This is a genomic window from Bacillus sp. YBsi01, from assembly GCF_038406745.1.
Lineage (GTDB): Bacteria > Bacillota > Bacilli > Bacillales > Bacillaceae > Bacillus > Bacillus siamensis.
This window is the reverse complement of the sequence record NZ_CP151679.1, coordinates 2,525,196-2,547,383: the sequence shown is the minus strand read 5'-3', so window position 1 is coordinate 2,547,383 and position 22,188 is coordinate 2,525,196. Positions and strand designations below refer to the sequence as shown.

The following is a 22,188-nucleotide window of genomic DNA, read 5'->3' as shown; positions in this document are numbered from 1 at the left end:
TCAGGTGAAAGACCAATCAGCATTGCCTTTATATCAGCTGTTTATTCACCCGAAAGACTTGTTGGAGCTGAAAAAAGACATTTGGGATGATGATCCGGTGCCCGCGGTGCTGAGAGTGAATCAAAAACGGCTTGACATTGATCTGGCGTACCGCGGCTCTCATATAAGAGACTTTAAGAAAAAATCGTATCACGTCACTTTTTATTCGCCGAAAACATTTCGCAGGGCTAAAGAAATACATTTAAACGCCGAATACAAAGATCCGTCGATGATGCGGAATAAGCTGTCTCTCGATTTCTTCGCGGAGCTTGGAACGCTGTCGCCAAAGGCGAATTTCGTATCCTTGCAGATCAACGGCAAATATGAGGGTGTGTACCTTGAGTTGGAGTCAGTAGATGAATATTTTCTGGCGAAACGGAACCTGGCTGACGGCGCTGTTTTTTACGCGGTGGATGATGATGCAAATTTCTCCCTTGTCAGTGATTTGGAGCGGGACACGAAAACATCGCTCGAACTTGGCTATGAAAAGAAAACGGGAACGAAAGAAGACGATTTTTATCTGCAGGATATGATTTATAAAATTAATACCGTGCCGAAGTCAGAGTTCAAGGGGGAGATTGTCAAACACTTGGACGCGGATAAGTATTTGCGGTGGCTTGCGGGCATCGTGTTTACCTCAAACTACGATGGGTTTGTTCATAATTACGCCTTGTACCGCAGCCATGAAACGGGACTTTTTGAAGTCATTCCGTGGGATTACGATGCGACGTGGGGACGAGACATTCACGGTGACCGGATGGAGGCTGATTATGTCAGAATACAAGGATTTAATACCTTGACCGCAAGACTTCTGGATGAACCGTATTTCCGCAAAGCGTACAAACGGCTTTTGGAAGAGACGCTTCAGACCCGGTTTACCATTGAACATATGAAGCCGAAGGTCATGTCGCTGTATGAGCAGATCAGGCCGCATGTCGCGAAGGACCCTTATAAAAAAGATGAGCTTGACCGCTTTGACCGGGAGCCTGATGTGATTTGCGAATACATTAAGGAACGGTCTGCTTTCATCAGCAGCGAGTTAGAGCAGTGGAATATCTGATTTGGGGAGGAAGAAAGATTTTTTACAAATAGGCTGGTGAACCAGTTCCCGAAAAGAATCGGGATACGTATATATGCATTATGTTTGACATTAATGAGAAATATGACTAGGAGGACAATAGATGAAACGCAATACGAATCGGCATCGGTCTGATGACAACTTTCTGCATGCGATGGAAGGAAAAGTGATTACTGTCTATCGGGGAGGCCCGGAGTCCAAGACAGGAAGATTGGCAGACATTCAATCGGATTATATCGCTCTTCAGGTTGATAATAAAATCGTTTACTATCAATGGAAGCACGTGAAAAGCGTTACGGAAAATACGAGTGAGACCTTATCGCCGGTTGAGCCGGCAGAATGCGAGAGAGCTGATGATTTTCAAGACCTGATCAGCAGGATGACCAATCGCACGGTGCAATTGAATCAGGGAGGTCCGGAATCGAAAAGAGGAAAGCTTCACGAAACAGGGGATGATTTTCTCGTGCTGGAAACGGAAGATGACGGAATCGTCTATTTTAATGCCGACCATGTCAAAAGCATCAGCGCCGAACAAGAAGAGGACGGCCAAGAGGAAGAGCGCCCGGAATTTGAAATGGCTGATGATTTTCACGGCATATTTAAACGCCTGATCCACAAATGGGTTTCCATCAACCGGGGAGGTCCTGAAGCCGTTGAAGGTATACTTGTGGATAATTCCGACGGCCACTATACTCTTGTGAAAGATAAAGAAGTGCTGCGGATCTATCCTTTTCATATTAAGAGCATCAGCGCAGGGGCAAAAGGAGCGGCCAAAAAAGACGAGAATCAAGACGAGAATAAAGATGAGAAAGAGTGCGCTGAAGAAGCATCACATGAAGAGCAGCATACTTCCTCTAAAAAATCGAAAAGATCATCAAAGTCCGTACGATCCTCTAAACGGAAAGAAGATGAATCTTATAGCTACGCCACTGTATTAAGAACAATAGATTACCGGTGGAAACGCGGCCGTAAATGACCGGAAAGATTGTCCGAAAACGAGGGAGAGGGGAGGATGAAATGGCTGGGTTAAGCAGATTTCTGGATAAACAAGTCGATATTGAGATATCGGGAAATACTACATTTTCAGGAACTCTTTTGGATATCGGTCATGATATCATTGTGATCCATGACGGCCGGACTTTTCTTTATATCCCGCTGCTGCATCTGCAGCGGATGACTTTGACTGTGCCGGACGATGAGAGTAAAGGGCCGCACACAAGAGAAGAAAGTCCGCATCCTGAAAAACAGGAACATTCATTTTCTTACCGGAATACCCTCCAGCATATAAAAGGCAGATTTACAGAAATATTCGTTACGGGAGACCGGTCCATTCATGGCTATGTAACAAGTGTTTTAAACGATTATTTTGTTTTCTTCTCTCCGGTTTATAAGACGCTTTTCATCTCAATGCATCATTTAAAATGGCTGACACCTTATTCCGATGAGCAGACGCCGTATACATTAAACAGCTCAGAACTGCCGGTCGTTCCCGCCAGTGTGCCCCTTGTCCGGAATTTTGAGGAGCAATTAAAAAAATATACCGGCAAATTGATTATTCTGGATTTAGGTGATATACCGAATAAAGTGGGGCTGTTACAGGACGTCTCAGATAACATTCTTGAATTGACCAATGCGGACGGAGATACGGTCTTTTGGAAATTGAATCATTTAAAAACCATGCACCTCCCATAAATGATAAAACTGCCTCTCTTATATAGCAGGCAGTTTTTTTCATCGGAGCTAAAGATATATCCAGCTGATCCAAACATATAAAACGGTAATGGTAAATACAACGGTGAGAGGGACAACGACAATGGTCGTTTTGATATATTCTGACCAAGAGACTTTTTCGCCGTGCTGTCTGATGATATGCATCCAGATCAGCGTGGCTAATGTCCCGATCGGCAGAAGCAATGATCCGATATCACTGCCGATAATATTAGCTAAATAAATGATTTTTACGGTTAATGGGTCAATTGACATTTCAGTTAATGTCAAGGTGCTGATCATTAGGGCAGGATGGTTATTAAACAAATTAGAGAGGACGGATGTAGCAATACCCATAATAGAAGCCGCGTGGGCAATGCTCTGTGAGACATAAGGCTCAATATACTGAACAAGCAATGCGGTCAGTCCGATATTATGCAGTCCGTAGATGATAATGTACATCGTGAAGGCAAAAACAAAGATATGCCAGGGCGCTTTCCTTAATAAGTCTGCCGGACTCATTTTTAAATGAAACCATCTCCAGGCAAGCAGGATGACTGAACTGATGACTGCCACAAGTGAAACGGATATGCCGCTGTATGAAGCGGCAAACAGACTGACCCGCACTAACAATACAAACGCTAAAACACAAAACATGATTTTCGTACGGCTGTTTTGGGCCTGATCTGGCGGAGGCTGAAGCGGATGATATCTTTTGTGTTCCAGTGAATCAAAATGAACCGGAATATCGGGGAGCTGTTTCGGCAAGCGGCGGTAAAAAACAGCAAACAGCAGAAAGGCCATAAACACGAGCCCCAGCGTGCCGGGGATAAACATCATATTGGTGTACAAATAAAGGTCCATGCCTATCATTTTGAGAGAAATTAAATTGACGATATTACTGACGCCGATAGGAGTGCTTGCCGCCGTCGCAATTAAGACGCCGCTGATTAAATAGGGCGTTTTATGATGTTTTTTAAGTCCGAGATACTTTAATACCAACAGTAAAATAGGAGTGGTGATTAAGACGCTGCCGTCATTATTCAGAAAGAGCGTCATTGAAAAACAAAGCAGGTTGGTCAGCCAAAACAGCCGGATGCCTGATCCTCTGGCGCGATGGAGCAGCTTGGCTGCCGCCCAATTAAAAAAACCGAAGCTTTCGAGCGCGATCGCCATAATCATTGTGGAAATAATGGTGATCGATGCTCCGGTGACTTTAGACCCTATATCTCCTAAATCATGAAAGGAAACGGTTCCGCATAACAAAACGAAAATGGCGCCCAGCGATGCCGGAACGGCTTCATTTAATCCCCGGGGTCTCCAAAAAATAAGAATAATGGTCACAAAGAAAGAAATCAGGGTCAATATGACGCTAATATGTGTAATATGTTCTGCCTCCTTTTTGGATGGGTCATTGCCGCCCCGTTATTTTTATCCCTCCTGATCAGTTGTACTGTATGTATACGAGTACAGGCCGAAAGGTGTACTGAGCGTTTCTACTAATTTAGTAAAATTCCATTAAAGCACAAAAAAAAAGAGGCTGCTTCTCGGCGTCCTCTTTTTTATACTTTTTCCTTATCCGCCTGCAATAAAGCCTGGCGTTTATTGATAATCTCCAAGAAATGTTTCAGGATCGGGTTTTGGTTGTCCTTGCGGTAGGCGATGACCCAATCGGCGGTAAGCTGAACCTGATTGATGTCGCGATAGGCGACTTCGAGATTAAACAGTTTTTTAGCTGAAGAAGGCACGAAGGTTACACCGATTCCGGCGCTTACCAATCCGATCACCATTTGATACTCCGTCGCTTCCTGAACAATTTTCGGTTTAAAGCCCGCCTGCTCGCAATAGTTTACAAATTCCAGGTATAAAGTAGGCCATGTTTCTTTCGCCAGTGTGATAATCGGTTCATTTTCTAAATCCTGAATGTCGATTGTCTCTTTGGCGGTAAGCGGGTGCTGCTTCGGCAAGGCCAGAATGCAAGGACTGCTCTGCACCTTTTCCATATGTAAAGCCGAATGCTGTAAAGGCGGATGAAGGATGCCGATATCAATGTTGCCTTTCAGAAGCTCTTCCTGCTGTCTGAAAGAAGAGATTTCACGCAGATCAAGCTTGACGGAGGGGAATTTTTCGCGGAATTCCCGAATGATCGGCGGCAGAAATTCATATGTGGCTGAGCCGACAAAACCGACGACAAGCCGGCCGAGCTCTCCCCGCGCTGTCCTCTGCGCCATTTCAATCGCTTTTTCTATTTGTTCGATCGCGTTTCTGCTGTGTTTCAAAAAACTTTCTCCGGCAGCAGAAAGCTCTACAACCCGTTTCGTGCGCTTTAATAAAGTCACGCCGACTTCTTTCTCAAGCTGTTTGATCTGCTGGCTGAGAGGCGGCTGTGTCATATTTAACCGAAGCGCGGCTTTGCCGAAATGAAGTTCTTCAGCAACGGCAATAAAGTATTGAAGATGGCGAAGCTCCATCCTTATCCATTCCTTTCCCTTTGTTAATTATTCGTGAAACATATTAATCATACGGCGAATTGATATTGGAGGTCAATTTCCAAAGGGTGTATAGTGAATAATATCACAAATTACTTAAAATTTTATATTTAATATGCATAATAAGGAGTGAGGGTGTTGGCAAAAGCAACAAATGAACTGAGAACCTCTGGAAAAAATCGCGGGGCGGAGCTTGTTGTTGATTGCTTAGTGGAGCAAGGTGTCACACATGTTTTTGGCATTCCGGGTGCAAAAATTGATGCAGTATTTGATGCGTTAAAAGATAAAGGACCTGAACTGGTTTTATGCCGTCACGAACAGAACGCTGCGTTTATGGCAGCGGCTGTCGGAAGACTGACAGGAAAACCTGGCGTTTGTCTCGTTACTTCAGGCCCGGGGGCATCCAACTTAGCGACCGGCTTGTTAACGGCTAATACAGAAGGTGATCCGGTAGTGGCACTGGCGGGAAACGTGATTCGCGCGGACCGGTTAAAACGGACACACCAATCATTAGACAATGCGGCACTATTTCAGCCGATCACAAAATACAGTGTAGAAGTACAGGAAACAGGGAATATACCAGAAGCGGTAACAAACGCCTTCAGGGCAGCGTCAGCAGGTCAGGCAGGCGCGGCTTTTGTGAGCTTTCCGCAGGATGTTGTGAATGAAATCACAAATGTTAAAAACGTACGCAGCGTGCCGACGCCGAAACAAGGCCCTGCACCGGAATCAGCGGTCAGCGCGGCTATCGCCAAAATCCAGACGGCGAAACTTCCCGTTCTGTTAGTCGGCATGAAAGGCGGAAGACCGGAAGCGGTAAAACAAATCCGTAAACTGCTTGCCAAAACAAAACTGCCTTTCGTTGAAACGTACCAAGGGGCCGGCACATTGTCCAGAGAGCTTGAAGACCAATATTTCGGCCGGATCGGACTGTTCCGCAACCAGCCTGGCGATCTTCTGCTTGAACAGGCGGATGTCGTATTAACGATCGGTTATGATCCGATTGAATACGATCCGAAGTTCTGGAACGTAAACGGCGACCGTGCTATTATCCATCTTGACGAAATTCAGGCCGATATCGATCATGCCTATCAGCCGGAATTAGAGTTATTAGGGGATATCGCCGCAACCGTCAAACAAATCGAGCACGATGCGGTGACATTCGATATGGGCAGCCGTGAACAAGAAGTGCTGAGCGAATTAAAACAAATGCTGACAGACAGCGAGAAGGCGCCAAGCGATCATAAATCCGACAGAGTGCATCCTCTGCAAATCGTCCAAGAACTTCGCAGCGCAATTGCTGACGATGTGACCGTTACTTGTGACATCGGTTCTCACGCGATCTGGATGTCCCGCTACTTCCGCGCTTATGAGCCGCTGAAGCTGATGATCAGCAACGGCATGCAGACATTGGGCGTAGCGCTTCCTTGGGCGATTGCCGCCACATTGGTGAATCCGGGTGAAAAAGTCGTATCCGTTTCAGGAGACGGAGGATTCCTGTTCTCCGCAATGGAACTGGAAACGGCAGTCCGCTTAAAAGCGCCGATCGTTCACCTTGTATGGAATGACAGCACATATGATATGGTCGCATTCCAGCAAATGAAAAAATACAACCGTACATCATGCGTAGATTTCGGAAACATTGACATCGTAAAATATGCAGAAAGCTTCGGCGCCACCGGCTTGCGTGTCGAGTCACCGGAACAGCTGGCAGACGTGCTGCAAAAAGGCTTGAACACAGAAGGCCCTGTCATCATCGACATTCCTGTCGATTACAGTGACAACGTTCATTTATCAAGTGACATGCTTCCGAAGCAATTCAAAGAAAGAATGAAAGCAAAAGCTCTCTAGCACTCTGCGCACCATGACCTGTTTTCTAAAACAGCCTAATTTAAAAGGAGTGAAGAGAATGAAAAATGCAAACGACATCCAAGTGATGAGCCGCGGAGAAAAAGGCTCACCTGAGGATCAGATCTATCAAGTATCAACAATGACATCTCTGCTGGACGGAGTATATGACGGAGATTTTGATATGGCTGACATTCCGAAGTTCGGTGATTTCGGAATCGGCACTTTCAACAAACTGGACGGCGAATTAATCGGATTTGACGGACAATTTTACCGTCTGCGCGGCGACGGAACGGCTACGCCTGTGAAAGGCGGGGACCTGTCACCATTCTGTTCATTCACATTTTTCACACCGGATATGACGCATACGATCGACGGCGAAATGACCCGTGAAGAATTCGAACAGGAAATGGCAAGCCTTCTCCCTAGTAAAAACTTATTTTATGCGATCCGTTTAGACGGTGTATTTAAAAAGGTGCAGACGAGAACGGTAGAACGTCAGGAGAAACCGTACGTTCCGATGATCGAAGCGGTGAAAACACAGCCTGTGTTCAACTTTGACGACATTCAGGGAACGATTGCCGGCTTCTGGACGCCGGGTTACGCAAACGGCATCGCTGTTTCCGGGTATCACCTGCACTTCATTGATGAAGGCCGCAATTCCGGCGGACATGTGTTTGACTATATCATTAAAGATTGCAAAGTGACCATTTCTCAAAAAATGAACATGAATCTCAAGCTTCCGAATACGGCGGACTTTTTCAACGCGAATTTAGATAATCCGAATTTCGCGAAGGATATTGAAACAACCGAAGGAAGCCCTGAATAAATGAAAAAAGAAAGCCCGTTTTTCTCCCGGGCTTTCTTTTTATTTGGCTGAATCGGCAATGATTAGGTAAAATACAGTCAAAAGGGAAAGGTGTGGTAGCTGTGAAAGTTTTGGTATTGACGGTTCACCCTGACATGGAAAACTCAGTGGTCAATAAGGCGTGGACAGAAGAATTAAAAAATCACGATGACATTACGGTCCGTGAGCTTTATAAAGAATATCCGGACGGGAAAATCAATGCGGAAAAGGAACGCCAGCTGTGTGAACAGTATGACCGGATCGTATTTCAATTTCCGCTCTACTGGTACAGTGCGCCTCCGCTTTTAAAAACATGGATGGATCATGTGCTGTCGTACGGCTGGGCTTACGGCTCCAAAGGCAAGGCGCTGCACGGCAAAGAATTACTGCTGGCTGTTTCCGTAGGTGCCGGGGAGGATGCATACCAGGCAGGCGGTTCCAACCACTTTACATTGAGCGAGCTTTTAAGGCCGTTTCAGGCAATGGCTAATTTTACGGGTATGACCTATTTGCCGGCTTTCGCGCTGTACGGTGTAAATGGGGCGGGTGCGGCAGATATTCGTGACAATGCGAGAAGTCTGGCGGATTACATAAAGAAATCATTTTAAAATGATCCGCTGATGCAGTATGCATTCGTCTTTATGTGACAATATTTCCTGAGAAATATTTCGAATTCTCGACAATTTTGACTGTCAGAAAGAAAAAAACGGATTTCGCGGTGAATGTGCGAAATCCGTTTTTGAAATTATGTCAGTTTTTGCAGATCTTTTGTGCTGATGTATCCAGTTGCGCCGCCGTAATCGACAAGCGCCCAGCCAAAATCAATGCCGCCGCCGGCAGTTTTTTTCCATCCTAAGAAAGAAACGCTCGTATTTTTAGCAAGGGAAGCTTTGACTGCTCGGTTTTCTGTAAATACTTTAGTTTTTGCGGTCGTTTTTACGGTTGTTGCTGCTTTAACAATATAATGAGTAGATACAAATCCTGTTTTTCCGTTTTTATAATGAACTTTTGCCCAGTCTGCGTTCTGGAATGAAACGATTTTTAAGCTGTCGCCTAAATGAAGGACATCAGCTTTCGGGCTGACAGCCGATGCTTTTGTTCTGACGTTCAATGCTTCCGCGGAAACGAGATAAGAGTCAAGCGGATAGCTGTACAGATCGTCAATCTTGACCGCTTCTTGCGCGTGTGTCTCAGGAAGAGGCGTTATTCCGGCAGCTGAAGCCGCTGATATTCCCGCTGCAAGGGTCAGGATGGATGCCGCTTTGGCTGTTTTCTTCATCTCTATCTCTCCTTTTACTTCTTCTTTTCACGTTTTTCCGGAAGTCTAAACATCGGACGGTTACTTTTGCGTTTGAAGTTTCAATGGAGCGGAAATGGTTTTTTTGATTTTTTCTCCTTTCAGCACCTGTTCCGCCGCTTCCGCCGCCAGTTTTCCGATCAGCTCCGGCTGTTGGGCGACCGTGGCTGTCAGCTTCCCATTTTTAATGGAGGAAATCGCATCCTTATTTCCATCAAAACCGACAACCAGAATGTGTTTGCCTGAGCTGTTGATCGCTTCGAGCGCACCGAGCGCCATTTCATCATTATGGGCGAACACGGCTTTGATGTCAGGATGGCCCTGGAGCAGGTTTTCCATGACGGTCAATCCTTTTGTACGGTCAAAATCGGCCGCTTGCTTCGTTACGACATTCAGCTTTTTGTCGGCGATATGATGAAAGCCCGTACCGCGTTCCCGGGTCGCGGATGCGCCCGGAACTCCCTGCAATTCCGCGACTTTGGCGCCTTTTCCGAGCTGATCGGCGAGGTAGCCGGCCGCCATTTCTCCTCCTTTGACATTGTCAGAAGCGACAAGCGTTTCGACTTTGCCGTGTTCGGCTGAACGATCAAGCGCAATGACGGGAATGCCGAGGGAATTTGCAGATTCGACGGCGGTTGAAATCGCTGATGAATCGGTCGGATTGATCAGCAGCGCATCGACTCCCTGCTGGATCAGGTCTTCTACGTCATTCGACTGTTTTGATGAATCGTTTTGGGCATCGACAATGATGACCTTCATGCCCCGTTTTTTGGCTTCTTTTACCACGCCGTCTTTTAATGAAACGAAGAACGGATTGTTCAAAGTGGAGACGGATAGTCCGAGTGTGAATTCTTTTTTATGTTTGGTGTTTGACGGTTTTGCCCATTGGGGCGGTTCAAGTGAACAGGCGGACAGTAAAAACAGTGATAATGCCGCAATCGCGATGATGGCCTTCTTCATAATGCTCCTCCTACTATGCCGATTTTTTGCGGTCCAGCAGCACCGCGATTAAAATGACGATTCCTTTGACGACGAGCTGATAAAAAGACGATACGCCGAGAAGGTTCAAGCCGTTGTTCAGCGTACCGATAATCAAAACCCCGATCAGCGTACCGATGATGCGTCCCCGTCCGCCGGACAGGCTCGTTCCGCCGAGTACAACCGCTGCGATGGCGTCCAGCTCGTATGATTCCCCGGCCGTCGGCTGTGCGGAATTTAAGCGTGATGTCAGAATCGCTCCGGCCAGAGCCGATAATAAACCTGTCAGAGAATAGATCATGATCTTGATACGGGGCACTTTGATACCGGAAATCAGCGCTGCTTTCTCATTGCCGCCGATGGCGTATGTCCGGCGGCCGAACGGTGTTTTGTGCAGAAGAACCCATAGGGCCGCAAATGCAATCAGCATGGTAATGGCGGGTACGGGAATGCCGAGAAAATAACCGCGCCCGAATAATTGAAACGCATAATTTGTACCGAGTCCCGTAATCGGATTTCCGTCTGTATAGACGAGGGTCAGTCCGCGAAAGACCGTCATTGTCGCCAAAGTGGCGATAAACGGAGCCATTTTTCCTTTTGTGATTAATAAACCGTTCATCATGCCGAGTACGGCGCCGATCGCGCAGCCGATGATAACGGCTAAGATCGGGTCGATGCCTGATACCATCATACCTGCGACCAATGCGCTCGATAAGGCGAGGATGGCTCCGACAGAGAGATCAATGCCTCCCGTTAAAATGACAAACGTCATTCCGAAAGCGATCAGCGCGTTAATCGCAACCTGCCGAAGAAGATTGAGAATATTGAGCGGTTCAAGAAAACTCGGGTTTAAAACGGAAACGATCAGCACAAGAATCAGTAAGCCGAGAAACGGACCGAGTTTTTGCGTAAAGGTATGAATGGAAAAACGCTGTTGTTCAGTTGATGTTATTGGTTCAGTTTTCATTCTGCTGCCCTCCCGTGGCAAGTGTCATGATGTGTTCTTGTGTTGCGCCGGCCGCATTGATTTCTCCATTGATGCGTCCTTCATGGACGACGATGATTCTGTCACTCATGCCGAGAATTTCCGGCAGCTCGGAAGAAACCATGATGATGGCGACTCCGCGATCGGTCAGTTCATTCATTAATGAATAGATTTCCCGTTTCGCACCTACGTCGACGCCTCTTGTCGGTTCATCGAGGATGAGAACTTTTGGGCCGATTCCAATCCATTTGGCGATGACGACTTTCTGCTGATTTCCTCCGGATAAATGACGCGCGGCGGTTTCCGGAGACGCGGTCTTAATGGTCAGCCGCTTGATCAGCAGCTCGACGAACTCCGCCTCGCGTTTTCGGTCAATGATGCCTTTCGGAGAGAAACTGGTCAGGTTCGGCAATGAGATGTTTTCACGAATGGACGTATCCAGAAGCAGTCCTTCATCTTTCCGGTTTTCTGTAATCAGGCCGAGTCCCTTGCGGATGGCATCAGCCGGACCCCGAATGCCGATTTTTCGGCCGGAAATCCAGATCTCTCCGGAATCGAGCCGGTCAATTCCAAACAGCGCCCTCATGATTTCTGTCCGTCCGGCACCCATTAAGCCGGAAACACCGAGGATTTCTCCGGCGCGCACATGGAAACTGACTTGTGAAAAGCTTCCTTTTTTTGAGGCGTTTTTCACTTTGAGCACCTTATCGCCGAGTGACGGCGTGCGTGTCGGATACCGATCAGTCAGCTCCCGGCCGACCATTTTTTTGACCACTTCATCAAAATTAGTATCTTTTAAATGCGCCGTATCGACAGTGAGGCCGTCCCGCATAATGGTGATCCGGTCGCAAATTGAAAATATCTCTTCCATTCGGTGTGATATATAGACGATTGAAACGCCGTCTTGCTTTAACGCCGTCATTACGTCAAACAGCTTGCCGATTTCCCGTTCGGTCAGCGCCGCGGTCGGTTCGTCCATAATGATGACTTCGGCGTTTGTCATCAGCGCTTTAGCAATCTCAATCATCTGCTGCTGGCCGACGGAACATTGTCCGGCCTCCCGATCAAGAGGCAGAGAGACTCCCAGTTTTTCAAGCTGTGATTTTGCTAGCGCTTTCATTTTCTTTGTTTCTAAAACACCGAACGCCGTCGTCAGCTCTTTGCCGATAAACAGGTTTTCAAGCACCGTCATGTCCGGCCATATATTCAGTTCCTGATGGATAAAGGCGATTCCGTGCTTTTCGGCTTCTTTTGGATTAGAGAAGGTCATATTTGTTCCGTTTATCGTAATGTTTCCCCTGTCGAGCCGGTGCAGTCCGGTGAGCAGATTCATTAAAGTCGATTTACCCGCTCCGTTTTCTCCCATTAAAGCGTGGATTTCTCCCGGCAGAAGCTCAAATGAGACGCCGGAGAGCACTTGATTTTTCCCGAATGCTTTATGAATGTCTGTCATGCCGATGTGCATGCTGGATCCCTCCCTTCTAGAAAATCACTCCCGCCTGCAGGATGCAGTTGGCGTATGGTGTCATTTCACCCGTACGGATGACGGCTTTTGCTTTCTGTGTGAGCTGTTTGAATTCTTCGTGGGGCATGTACTCGATTGTCCGCTCTGAGAAATAGCTTTCTAGAAAACTTGCCTTCTCAGGATTGGCGTCTTTGATTTCGGAGGCAGCCATCACCTTTTCGACTTCCATCTCCCCGGCCACCAGGCTGGTCACGTCCCGAAAGGCGGGAACGCCCGCCGTTAAGGACAAATCAATTTTAGGGACACCGTCTGGGACGGGGAGACCCGCATCGGCGATCGCGATGAGGTCTGTATGCCCGAGATCGGCTAATACTTTGTCGATGTGGCTGTTCAACATTCCGTGTTTCTTCATGACAGCAACTCCTCGACTGCTTTTCTGTCCGGCATGCCGCCCTGGGCGCCGAAATGCTGCACGGATAGGGAGGCGGCGCGGTTGGCAAACAGAAGCGCTTGTTCAATGTCCTGTCCTTCCGCGAGTGCGACGGCAAGTGCCGCATTAAAAGTATCACCGGCTCCTGTCGTGTCGACCGCTTCCACAGGGAAGGCGGGAACGAGCCGCTCTGCAGTGCCGTCAGAATACCGCACACCTTGTTTCCCTTCGGTAATAAACAGTTTGCCGGGATAGCCGGCTAGCGCCTCTTCTTTCTTCCGGCCAGGAAATAAAATGGATGCTTCATGTTCGTTCGGCGTAAGATAAGCGGCATCCTCAATCGTTGATTGTTTCAGCGGACGGGCCGGCGCCGGATTAAGGATCACCGGAATTTGATGCTCGCGGCAGTAGCTGCACACTTCTTCAACGGTTTCTTCGGGGATTTCCTGCTGGATCAGCACGATATCAATGCCGGGAAGTTTCGCGAGTGCGCTTTTGGCATCAGCGGGGGAGATGTCATCGTTTGCGCCTTTTACGACGACGATGCTGTTATCTCCTTCTGCGAGCACAATATGAGCCGTTCCGCTTTTTTTGTGTGTAACCGTTTCCATATAGTCCGTATTGACACCGTTTGCCTGCAGGTTTTCAATAATCGCTTTTCCGTAGCTGTCACTCCCTACTTTCCCTACCATATATACGTCAGCGCCCAGGCGGGAAGCGGCTACGGCCTGATTTGCGCCTTTTCCCCCGGGCACGGTTTGAAAGTCTGCGCCCAGTACGGTTTCTCCCGCTTTCGGACGCCGTTCGGATGTGACGACAAGATCCATAGAACAGCTTCCGATAACACAAATTTCACTCACTTGTACTCATCCTTTCTCGTCGTTTGTCTTTCCATGTATGTGACTGGCATTTGAATGGACGTCTCTTTTGGCGGTTCTTTCTTTATTAATTGCAGCAGCAGGCTTGCCGCTCGTTTTCCCATCTCATATGCAGGCTGGCGGATCGTTGAAAGAGGCGGGAACAAGAGACTGCTCTGCGGAATATCGTCGTATCCGATAATCTGAATCTCCTCGGGAACTTTTTTACCGAGCCGCAGCGCCTCATGAAGGACGGCCGCCGCCGCAATGTCGTTGCTGGCAATGACGCCGTCAGTTTCCGGGAATGCGGCAAACAATTCTTTCGCTAAAATGGCGGCATCCTTGATGGAAAATGAAGCGGCGGAGATGACATTGAACTGCGCGCCCGCTTTTTGCAGCACGTCACGTGCGCCGTTAAAACGTTCCTGAGCGGTCGGAAGGCGGCCGGGGCCTTTGACGAGCGTGATGCTTGTGCTTTTGCCGCGGAGCATTTCCTCAGCCGCCCGTTTTCCGCCTGCCCGGCCGTCACTGAATACGGAAGGAGCGCCTTCTTTTGCCCGGTCCAGAAATACGACCGGGTAAAGGCTCCCGCTGTATTCGGGAAGATCAGGGTAATTGGTGGCCGCCAAAATTCCGGCAACTTGATTTTGTTTAAATGTCTGCAGATAGTCGAGCTCTTTTTCCAATTCCTCATCGCTGTTGCCGATCATCAGCCGGTACCCCTCCCGCTGCAATTCGTCTTCAGCGCCGCGGGCAAGCTGCGGGAAAAAGGGATTCGTAATATCCGGAAGCAAAAGTCCGACCAGTCTGGATTCTCTTTTATAAAGAGAGCGGGCAACTTCATTCGGATAATAATTCAGCTTCTCCATGGCAAGCATGACCTTCGTTCTTGTATCTTCATGCACGTAGCCGTTGTCATTGAGGACACGCGAGACCGTGGCAACAGAGACGCCGGCAGCGCCTGCGACATCTTTAATCGTTGCCAACAAACACTCCTCCTCTATCTATGTAACCGTTTACACAAAAAGAGTATCACGAATATTTTCGCTTGGCAACAAAAAAAGAGGCTTGAGCCTCTATTCATTCACGATACCGATTTGAGAGATGTTCACTTTGATATCAGGGACAATCTCTATGAAAGGATAGACCTCACGCCCAATTGAGATGCTTGCTCCGCTCGTTCAGATTGGCTGAGGCTTGTTTGTTCATTTTGCCGATAGCCGCATAGGAATTCAGCTTGTCTTTCGCATATTCCAAGGCACGTGCGTTCAGCTTTAAATGAATTTTTACTTTCAGATGCCGGCGGGGATCATTATCCATTCCTTTTTTATGTATTTTATAAATTAGAGGAATTTCTTGATGCTGCTTGCTGTTTTTCCATAAACTCCACAATTATGGATGAACTTTTCTTGAACGAATTTAAAGATTTATTAAAATTATTTCAAAAGAGTGAGAAATGGCCTGTAAACGGAACGAAAGCAGATAGGCTTTCCGCATATAAAATGTATATTTCTTGTAAACACTCCGGACCCGTCTGTTTCTGTCATGTACAAGACATCCCAATAGTTATTTTGGAATGGGACTGACAGCAGAATACAGGGGAAAAATGAATGACTTTAAGACCTTATTCTTAACAAAACAGGAAGTGTGCATCCAGCGGACAAAGAGTCCGAAAACGTATGCGCAGTGCGGAAAACACTGGTATAAAAGGCTGGATAAGATGGATTATGATTACATCTTTTTCTTCCGGAACGCGAATAGTTCTATTAGTCCAAATAAATAGACGAGGGAAAATGTAAACGCATTCATTTTTTCTAAAAAAAATTGAAGTAAGTTCTAAGTCCTGCCGATTCCCAAAAAAATCAATTCGATAATAGGAAGAATAGCGTCACTAATAGAGAAGTTTGGCTCAGTGAAAGCGGGAAGATTATGTTACATAATGCCGATTGAGAATTCATAGTGAAGCTATATACTGATGAATGAATTTATCAATACAGAAGGAGATGTCAAAAATCAATGTGGTTACTCATTATAGCCTGTGCTGCCGTACTAATCATCGGAATCATTGAAAAAAGGCGGCATCAGAAGAATATCGATGCTCTGCCAGTACGCGTCAATATTAATGGTATCCGCGGAAAGTCAACCGTAACGAGGCTGACGACCGGAATACTGATGGAGGCGGGCTACAAAACAGTCGGAAAAACGACGGGAACAGATGCAAGGATGATCTATTGGGATACACCTGAGGAAAAACCGATCAAACGGAAACCGCAGGGCCCGAATATCGGCGAGCAAAAAGAAGTAATGAAGGAAACCGTAGAACGGGGCGCCAATGCCATTGTCAGTGAATGTATGGCGGTAAACCCGGATTATCAGATTATCTTTCAGGAAGAACTCCTTCAAGCCAACATCGGCGTCATCGTGAATGTGCTTGAAGACCATATGGACGTTATGGGGCCGACGCTTGATGAAATCGCTGAAGCATTTACCGCGACGATTCCTTATAACGGCCATCTTGTGATTACAGACAGTGAATACACAGATTTCTTTAAAGAAAAAGCCGCAGAGCGAAATACCGAAGTCATTATTGCGGATAACTCTAAAATTACTGATGAATACCTGCGGAAATTCGAATATATGGTCTTTCCTGATAACGCTTCACTTGCGCTCGGCGTTGCCCAGGCTCTTGGTATAGATGAAGAAACGGCGTTTAAAGGCATGCTGAATGCGCCGCCTGATCCAGGCGCCATGAGAATTCTGCCGCTGCTCAGCACAAAGGAGCCCGGTCATTTCGTAAATGGCTTTGCCGCAAATGATGCATCTTCTACTTTGAATATATGGAAACGTGTAAAGGAAATCGGCTATCCGACAGATGAACCGATCGTCATCATGAACTGCCGCGCCGACCGCGTGGACAGAACGATTCAGTTTGCCAATGACGTGCTTCCGTACATTAAAACGAAGGAACTCATTCTCATTGGCGAGACGACAGAACCGATCGTCAAAGCTTATGAAGAAGGCAAGATTCCTGCCGATACCCTGCACGATCTCGAATATAAATCAACAGACGAAATCATGGACGTGCTGAAAACAAGAATGCAAAACCGTGTCATATATGGCGTCGGCAACATCCACGGTTCAGCGGAACCATTAATTGAAAAAATCCAAGAGTATAAGGTGAAACAGCTCGTTAGCTAGGAGGAAAAGGATAAATGTTCGGATCAGATTTATATATCTCACTTATTTTAGGCGTGTTAATCAGTTTAATTTTCGCGGAAAAAACAGGTATCGTACCTGCCGGTTTAGTTGTACCAGGTTATTTAGGGCTCGTTTTTAACCAGCCGGTCTTTATTTTACTCGTATTGTTAGTAAGTCTTCTTACATACGTGATCGTCAAATACGGTTTATCCAGATTTATGATTTTATACGGACGCAGAAAATTCGCAGCTATGCTGATCACGGGAATCTGCTTAAAAATCGCATTGGATTTTCTCTACCCGATCGTACCGTTTGAGATATCAGAATTCCGCGGAATCGGTATCATTGTACCGGGTCTGATCGCCAACACGATTCAGAAACAGGGATTAACGATTACATTTGCCAGCACGCTGTTTTTAAGCGGCGCCACTTTTGCCATTATGTTTGCTTACTACTTAATCTAATGTAAGGTGTGTCAAACGATGAAAAAACAATTAAGCTTTCAAGAGAAACTGCTGAAGCTGACCAAACAGCAGAAAAAGAAAACCAATCTTCACGTTTTTATCGCACTGCCGATCGTCTTTTGCCTGATGTTCATCTGCATCCTGACAGGGAAGGCGGAGACGCCGAGTGTGAAAAGAAATGCCGATGACCTTGTATCAGCCTCGTTCGTCGGAGATATTATGATGGGCCGGAATGTGGAGAAAGTGACAAAGCATAACGGAACGGAAAGCGTCTTCCGCTACGCAAAGCCATTTTTTGAAGCATCTGACTATGTATCGGGAAACTTTGAAAACCCGGTTACATATAAAAAGAACTACAAAGAAGCAGACAAAAATATTCACCTTCAGTCAGACAAAGATGCCGTAAAAGTATTGAAGGACACGAATTTCACCGTTCTGACGGCAGCCAACAACCATGCGATGGATTACGGCCCTCAAGGAATGCGGGATACTGTTGAAGAATTTTCAAAGCAGAACCTTGAACTTGTCGGTGCGGGCCTGACGCTTAAAGAGGCTGAGCAGAACATTTCATATCAAGATGTAAACGGAATCAAAATCGCAACACTGGGATTCACCGATGTTTCCGGAAAAGGCTTTGCAGCTAAACGAAATGCGCCGGGTGTGCTTCCGGCCGATCCTGAGCTGTTCATTCCGATGATTTCCAAAGCCAAAAAGAAAGCCGATCTTGTCATTGTTCAAACACACTGGGGACAGGAATATGATAATGATCCGAATGACAGACAGCGCCAGTTGGCAAGAGCAATGTCAGATGCCGGAGCGGATATCATCGTCGGACACCATCCGCACGTGCTTGAACCGATCGAAATGTACCACGGCACCGTTATTTTCTACAGCCTGGGCAACTTCGTATTTGACCAGGGATGGACAAGAACGAGAGACACGGCGCTTGTACAATATCATTTGCAGAAAAACGGCACGGGACGCTTTGAAGTCACGCCGATGAACATTCATGAAGCGACGCCTGCGCCGGTTAAAAAAGGCAGCATCAATCATAAAACAATCATACGAGAACTGACGAAAGAATCGAATTTCAATTGGAGCGTCAAGGACGGAAAGTTAACGTTTGATGTGGACCACAGCAATATCTTAAAAAAGAAAACGGAGGGAAAAACAAATGAAAATCATTAAAGCCGGATGGCCGTTTGCCGCGATCATTATGGTATTTATGTTTATGTCAGCTTTTAAATACAATGATCAGCTCACAGATCAGGAAAAACAAAAAATTGACACGGAAATGCAAAAAATTCAGCAAGATGACACAGCGGGCGCAAAATAAGCGCATGATTCCGCTTGCCGGCATATTGTTTGCACCGAATCCAGTAAAGAATGCCCGATATGGGCATTCTTTTTTTATGCTCTCTAAACATTTGTTAAAAGTTACCGATGTAAAAACTACTAAAAACAAGGAGAGTGAACAAAAAACATGCTCACAAGCTGGAGGAAGTACATCCTTGCCGGCCTTATGATTTGTCTTGTGGCACCTGCAGTAACGAGAACGGAAATTGCTGAAGCGGATTCTCAAGTTTCTGTCCTGATCGTTTCAGACGCACAAAAACTTGTCGGAAATAAATATGTTTACGGAGGCGAAGAGCCTGAGGACGGTTTTGATCCGTCCGGATTGATCCATTATCTTTTCGGCAGACAGAACATCCATCTGCCGAGAACGGTCAGTGATCAATGGAAAGTCGGAGCTGCCGTCAAAGAAAATGACCTTTTACCGGGAGATATTGTTTTTTTCAAAAAGTCGGATTCAACAAAAAACACGCCCGTCCAAGACGGTCTTTATATCGGAAACGGAGAGATGATACACAGTTCTCCGTCAGAAGGCGTGACGATCACGCGCTTTCAAAAAAGCAGTTATTGGATGAATTTATATCTTGGCGCGAGACGGATTAAAAAAGATCCGGAGCTGGCTGATAATCCGATCGTTCAGGAAGCCGCCCGTTATCTCGACATTCCGTATGTATTCGGCGGCAGCACGCCTGAAGCGGGATTCGACTGTTCGGGGCTTGTCCAATATGTTTTCGAAAACAGGCTTCACATTTACCTGCCGAGATCTGCGGAGCAGCAGTGGCTGGTCGGTGAGAAAATCAAATTGAGCGACATAAAGCCCGGGGACGTGATTTATTTCAGCGACACGTATAAAAAAGGAATTTCCCATGCAGGCATTTATGCGGGAGAGGGAAGATTCATCCAAGCGAGCCGCTCCGAAAAAGTCACCATTTCTTATTTGGCGGAAGATTATTGGAAAAAGCATTTTACAGGAGTGCGCCGATTCAGCAACCTGACTATTTCTAAAGATAATCCCGTTGTGTCAACAGCGGCTGATCTTATCGGAATTTCTTATCTGAAAGGCGGCGTTTCACCGGAAAATGGCTTTGATACAGCCGGATTTGTTCAATACGTCTATCAAAAAGCAAAAGGAATCAGCCTGCCGCGTTACGCGGACAAGCAGATGCAGGCGGGCGCTCCGGTCGATAAACAGGATCTGAAGCCCGGCGATCTGGTCTTCTTTAAAGCGGAGAGCTTGAATCCGGCCATTTACATCGGGAACGGACAAGTGATTCATGTCACTGTGTCCGCAGGCGTAACCATCACAAATATGAATACAAGCGCTTATTGGAAGGACAAATATGCGGGCAGCATCCGGCTCCCGTAAAAAAAGACGTCAGAGAGTGTCTCTGACGTCTTTTTCTTTTACCGTTTCGGGGCTCTGAATCCGGCCGCTTCCGCTTCTTCTACAGAACAGAACATTTCCACTGGATCTGTCGTCCGATCGTAGTATGTACTTCCCGGCGTGTGATAAATGCCGTTTCGGCTGCCTTTAATGTCGCATCCCTGTGAGGTGTCGGCTGCTTTCGTCCCGGCATGTCCGCCGGAGGAAGGGGCGGTATTTTGCGCCGTTTCCGTGTGCTCGGATGTTTTTGTTTCTTCTTTTTGCCGCTTTAATGTTTTATTTTCTGATTGAAGCGTTTCAGCGGTCTTTTCGAGTTTCTTTTGTGAATTTTTTAATTTCTCGTTGTCTTGTTTGAGTGATTTGTTTGTTTTTTTCAGCTCGTTTATTTCTTTGCTGAGTTTGCTGAGTTTTTTCTCATTGCCTGCTTCGGCTTCGGATTTCTCTTTTTCAGCCGCGGCACTGATGCTTTCATATTTTTTCTCAAGCGCCTGGTGGTCCTTCGTTAATTTTTGATAAGCCGTATCCAGTGTGCTGTATTTCTCCTCTGCCTTCGCGGCTGAGGTGTCCGGCTCTGCCGAGGAACCGCCTGTCAGGAGCAGAACAAATCCGCCGATGAGAAGGGGCCAAAACAGCTTTTTTGAAAAACGTTTTTCTTTTTTTGCCGCTTTGCATATGAGATGGAATATTCCGTATCCAAGTGCGAAGAGAAAAGCCAAAAATCCAATAACAGCGATTGCATTCGACATAATAACGCTCCTTTTTTCTTTATTTTACAATTTATTTTCAATTTTGGAAATTCCTTTTTTAGAAAACATGAAAAAGCCAGGTCGTGAAAGACCTGGCTTTTGACGGACGGATTTTTTATTGTTCGTTGTCGAGAAGCCGGTTGATGAAATGGGCAACGCCGTTTTCATCGTTGCTTTTTGTAATATACGTGCTTTTTTCCTTCAGTTCATCAATCGCGTTGCCCATGGCGATGCGGTTTCCGGCTGCTTCAAACATGGAGAAATCATTCGGGCTGTCGCCGATGGCGTAAATATCCTGTTTTTCAATTCCGTATAGTGAGGCAAGCTCCGTCAGGGCCCGTCCTTTACCGGAACCGGCAGGGAGGATTTCGATGATGTGTTTTCCGGAAGAAGTCTGGGATAGTTTCGGATGGTGTGTAATTTCTTCTTTGGCATTTTTAAGTTTTTCCATATCAAAAGAGAAACAAAGAAGCTTGTAAATATGTTCGTCTCCGTTAAAAATGGCCTGTATATCCTGCACGGGTTTGATGCCGAATTGTTTGAACTGCGTCTTTGCGCCCTCCCATAATGTCTGAATATCTTCTTCCGGGTTGGCGCTTTTCAGAATGTCCAGTTCTGCCTGCAATTTGGACTCGCCGTCAAACGGGGACAGCAGGTGATGATCTGTATAAACCTCGAAGTAAATGTCTTTTCCCGTTAAGTAAGCGGCGATATCCTTACCGGCCTGCTGATCCATTAAGAGCCGGCTGACGAGCCGGTATCCTTTGTCGTGAACCGTCCCGCCGTTTGCAGCAATGATCGGAATATCCAAATCTTCCAGGAGTGATTTTACATCAAAAGTGGCTCTGCCCGTGCAGATGGCCACAAGAACGCCCGCTTCATCCGCTCTTTGTAAAGCCGCTCTGTTTTCCGGAGAAATCACACTGTCCGAGTTCAGTAATGTGCCGTCTAAGTCAATGGCTATCAATTTCATATGTATGGATGCCCTCCTTAAAAATAAAGCTGCTTCCTGTAGTATGTTCA

Annotated in this window: 22 protein-coding genes and 1 pseudogene; 11 read left to right on the top strand and 12 right to left on the bottom strand. The window is 46.6% G+C overall.

All coding sequences use genetic code 11. The features are described 5' to 3' along the window. Nucleotides 1-4: 4 nt before the first annotated feature. The 3 genes from AADZ70_RS12715 to AADZ70_RS12705 all read left to right on the top strand — a co-directional run bounded on the left by AADZ70_RS12715 (nt 5) and on the right by AADZ70_RS12705 (nt 2,809). On the top strand, nt 5-1,099 hold the full coding sequence (locus tag AADZ70_RS12715) for a CotH kinase family protein (protein WP_064778509.1): 1,095 nt from the start codon (nt 5-7) through the stop codon (nt 1,097-1,099). Between the two features lie 121 nt (nt 1,100-1,220). Further along, the gene (locus AADZ70_RS12710) at nt 1,221-2,093 is read left to right on the top strand and encodes a spore coat protein (RefSeq protein ID WP_342007133.1); all 873 of its coding nucleotides are present in this window, start codon (nt 1,221-1,223) and stop codon (nt 2,091-2,093) included. A 41-nt stretch (nt 2,094-2,134) separates the two neighbouring features. Continuing rightward, on the top strand, nt 2,135-2,809 hold the full coding sequence (locus tag AADZ70_RS12705; protein ID WP_016937717.1) for a hypothetical protein: 675 nt from the start codon (nt 2,135-2,137) through the stop codon (nt 2,807-2,809). Nucleotides 2,810-2,857: 48 nt separating this feature from the next. On the opposite strand, the gene AADZ70_RS12700 is transcribed toward AADZ70_RS12705, so the two are convergent. Both AADZ70_RS12700 and alsR read right to left on the bottom strand, forming a co-directional pair. Further along, entirely contained in the window at nt 2,858-4,189 is a 1,332-nt protein-coding gene (locus AADZ70_RS12700; protein ID WP_045926538.1) for an arsenic transporter, read from the bottom strand. Nucleotides 4,190-4,386: 197 nt separating this feature from the next. Continuing rightward, a complete protein-coding gene (gene alsR, locus AADZ70_RS12695; protein ID WP_016937719.1) occupies nt 4,387-5,295 on the bottom strand; it encodes an acetoin biosynthesis transcriptional regulator AlsR in 909 nt (302 codons plus the stop codon). A 156-nt stretch (nt 5,296-5,451) separates the two neighbouring features. Between alsR and alsS the strand changes: the two genes are divergently transcribed. From alsS to AADZ70_RS12680, 3 genes are all read left to right on the top strand, one after another. After that, nucleotides 5,452-7,164: an acetolactate synthase AlsS gene (gene alsS, locus AADZ70_RS12690; RefSeq protein WP_045926539.1), complete on the top strand. Its 1,713-nt coding sequence runs from the start codon at nt 5,452-5,454 to the stop codon at nt 7,162-7,164. Between the two features lie 58 nt (nt 7,165-7,222). Further along, nucleotides 7,223-7,990: an acetolactate decarboxylase gene (budA, locus tag AADZ70_RS12685; protein WP_016937721.1), complete on the top strand. Its 768-nt coding sequence runs from the start codon at nt 7,223-7,225 to the stop codon at nt 7,988-7,990. A gap of 101 nt (nt 7,991-8,091) precedes the next feature. Continuing rightward, entirely contained in the window at nt 8,092-8,616 is a 525-nt protein-coding gene (locus tag AADZ70_RS12680) for an NAD(P)H-dependent oxidoreductase (RefSeq protein WP_045926541.1), read from the top strand. 137 nt (nt 8,617-8,753) lie between these two features. Here AADZ70_RS12680 and AADZ70_RS12675 read toward each other — a convergent pair whose 3' ends face one another. The 8 genes and pseudogenes from AADZ70_RS12675 to AADZ70_RS12640 form a co-directional block, all read right to left on the bottom strand. After that, the gene (locus tag AADZ70_RS12675; protein ID WP_047475825.1) at nt 8,754-9,287 is read right to left on the bottom strand and encodes an SH3 domain-containing protein; all 534 of its coding nucleotides are present in this window, start codon (nt 9,285-9,287) and stop codon (nt 8,754-8,756) included. A gap of 60 nt (nt 9,288-9,347) precedes the next feature. After that, nucleotides 9,348-10,265 carry a ribose ABC transporter substrate-binding protein RbsB gene (gene rbsB / locus AADZ70_RS12670; protein WP_047475824.1) on the bottom strand — a complete coding sequence of 306 codons (918 nt, stop codon included), beginning with the start codon at nt 10,263-10,265 and terminating at the stop codon, nt 9,348-9,350. Between the two features lie 13 nt (nt 10,266-10,278). Next, nucleotides 10,279-11,250: a ribose ABC transporter permease RbsC gene (gene rbsC, locus AADZ70_RS12665; protein WP_326351147.1), complete on the bottom strand. Its 972-nt coding sequence runs from the start codon at nt 11,248-11,250 to the stop codon at nt 10,279-10,281. After that, nucleotides 11,240-12,733, bottom strand: a complete 1,494-nt coding sequence (locus AADZ70_RS12660) for a sugar ABC transporter ATP-binding protein (protein WP_342007132.1) — start codon at nt 12,731-12,733, stop codon at nt 11,240-11,242. The genes rbsC and AADZ70_RS12660 overlap by 11 nt, the downstream gene beginning before the upstream one ends. Before the next feature lie 16 nt (nt 12,734-12,749). Beyond that, nucleotides 12,750-13,145 (bottom strand): D-ribose pyranase, encoded by a 396-nt coding sequence (gene rbsD, locus AADZ70_RS12655; RefSeq protein ID WP_342007131.1) that lies wholly within the window; start codon nt 13,143-13,145, stop codon nt 12,750-12,752. Beyond that, the gene (rbsK, locus tag AADZ70_RS12650; RefSeq protein WP_342007130.1) at nt 13,142-14,023 is read right to left on the bottom strand and encodes a ribokinase; all 882 of its coding nucleotides are present in this window, start codon (nt 14,021-14,023) and stop codon (nt 13,142-13,144) included. The genes rbsD and rbsK overlap by 4 nt, the downstream gene beginning before the upstream one ends. After that, on the bottom strand, nt 14,020-15,006 hold the full coding sequence (locus AADZ70_RS12645; RefSeq protein ID WP_095241226.1) for a LacI family DNA-binding transcriptional regulator: 987 nt from the start codon (nt 15,004-15,006) through the stop codon (nt 14,020-14,022). The genes rbsK and AADZ70_RS12645 overlap by 4 nt, the downstream gene beginning before the upstream one ends. Before the next feature lie 90 nt (nt 15,007-15,096). Further along, nucleotides 15,097-15,340, bottom strand: a pseudogene (locus AADZ70_RS12640) (Ger(x)C family spore germination protein); the annotation flags it as partial. A 696-nt stretch (nt 15,341-16,036) separates the two neighbouring features. On the opposite strand from AADZ70_RS12640, the gene pgsB reads away from it, so the two are divergent. The 5 genes from pgsB (at nt 16,037) to AADZ70_RS12615 (ending at nt 20,401) form a co-directional block, all read left to right on the top strand. Beyond that, nucleotides 16,037-17,218: a poly-gamma-glutamate synthase PgsB gene (gene pgsB / locus AADZ70_RS12635; RefSeq protein ID WP_016937732.1), complete on the top strand. Its 1,182-nt coding sequence runs from the start codon at nt 16,037-16,039 to the stop codon at nt 17,216-17,218. Nucleotides 17,219-17,232: 14 nt separating this feature from the next. Continuing rightward, nucleotides 17,233-17,682, top strand: coding sequence for a poly-gamma-glutamate biosynthesis protein PgsC (pgsC, locus tag AADZ70_RS12630; RefSeq protein ID WP_003151340.1), 450 nt, complete (start codon nt 17,233-17,235; stop codon nt 17,680-17,682). 18 nt (nt 17,683-17,700) lie between these two features. Further along, nucleotides 17,701-18,870 carry a CapA family protein gene (locus AADZ70_RS12625; protein WP_047475817.1) on the top strand — a complete coding sequence of 390 codons (1,170 nt, stop codon included), beginning with the start codon at nt 17,701-17,703 and terminating at the stop codon, nt 18,868-18,870. Beyond that, nucleotides 18,857-19,018, top strand: coding sequence for a hypothetical protein (locus tag AADZ70_RS12620; RefSeq protein ID WP_342007129.1), 162 nt, complete (start codon nt 18,857-18,859; stop codon nt 19,016-19,018). The genes AADZ70_RS12625 and AADZ70_RS12620 overlap by 14 nt, the downstream gene beginning before the upstream one ends. Before the next feature lie 147 nt (nt 19,019-19,165). Continuing rightward, nucleotides 19,166-20,401, top strand: a complete 1,236-nt coding sequence (locus AADZ70_RS12615) for a C40 family peptidase (RefSeq protein WP_047475816.1) — start codon at nt 19,166-19,168, stop codon at nt 20,399-20,401. A 38-nt stretch (nt 20,402-20,439) separates the two neighbouring features. Here the strand turns inward: AADZ70_RS12615 and AADZ70_RS12610 are convergent, their stop codons facing one another. Then, complete coding sequence (locus AADZ70_RS12610) at nt 20,440-21,165, bottom strand: hypothetical protein (RefSeq protein WP_064778516.1); 726 nt, start codon at nt 21,163-21,165, stop codon at nt 20,440-20,442. 115 nt (nt 21,166-21,280) lie between these two features. Then, entirely contained in the window at nt 21,281-22,138 is an 858-nt protein-coding gene (locus AADZ70_RS12605; protein WP_264819252.1) for a Cof-type HAD-IIB family hydrolase, read from the bottom strand. Nucleotides 22,139-22,188 lie beyond the last annotated feature (50 nt).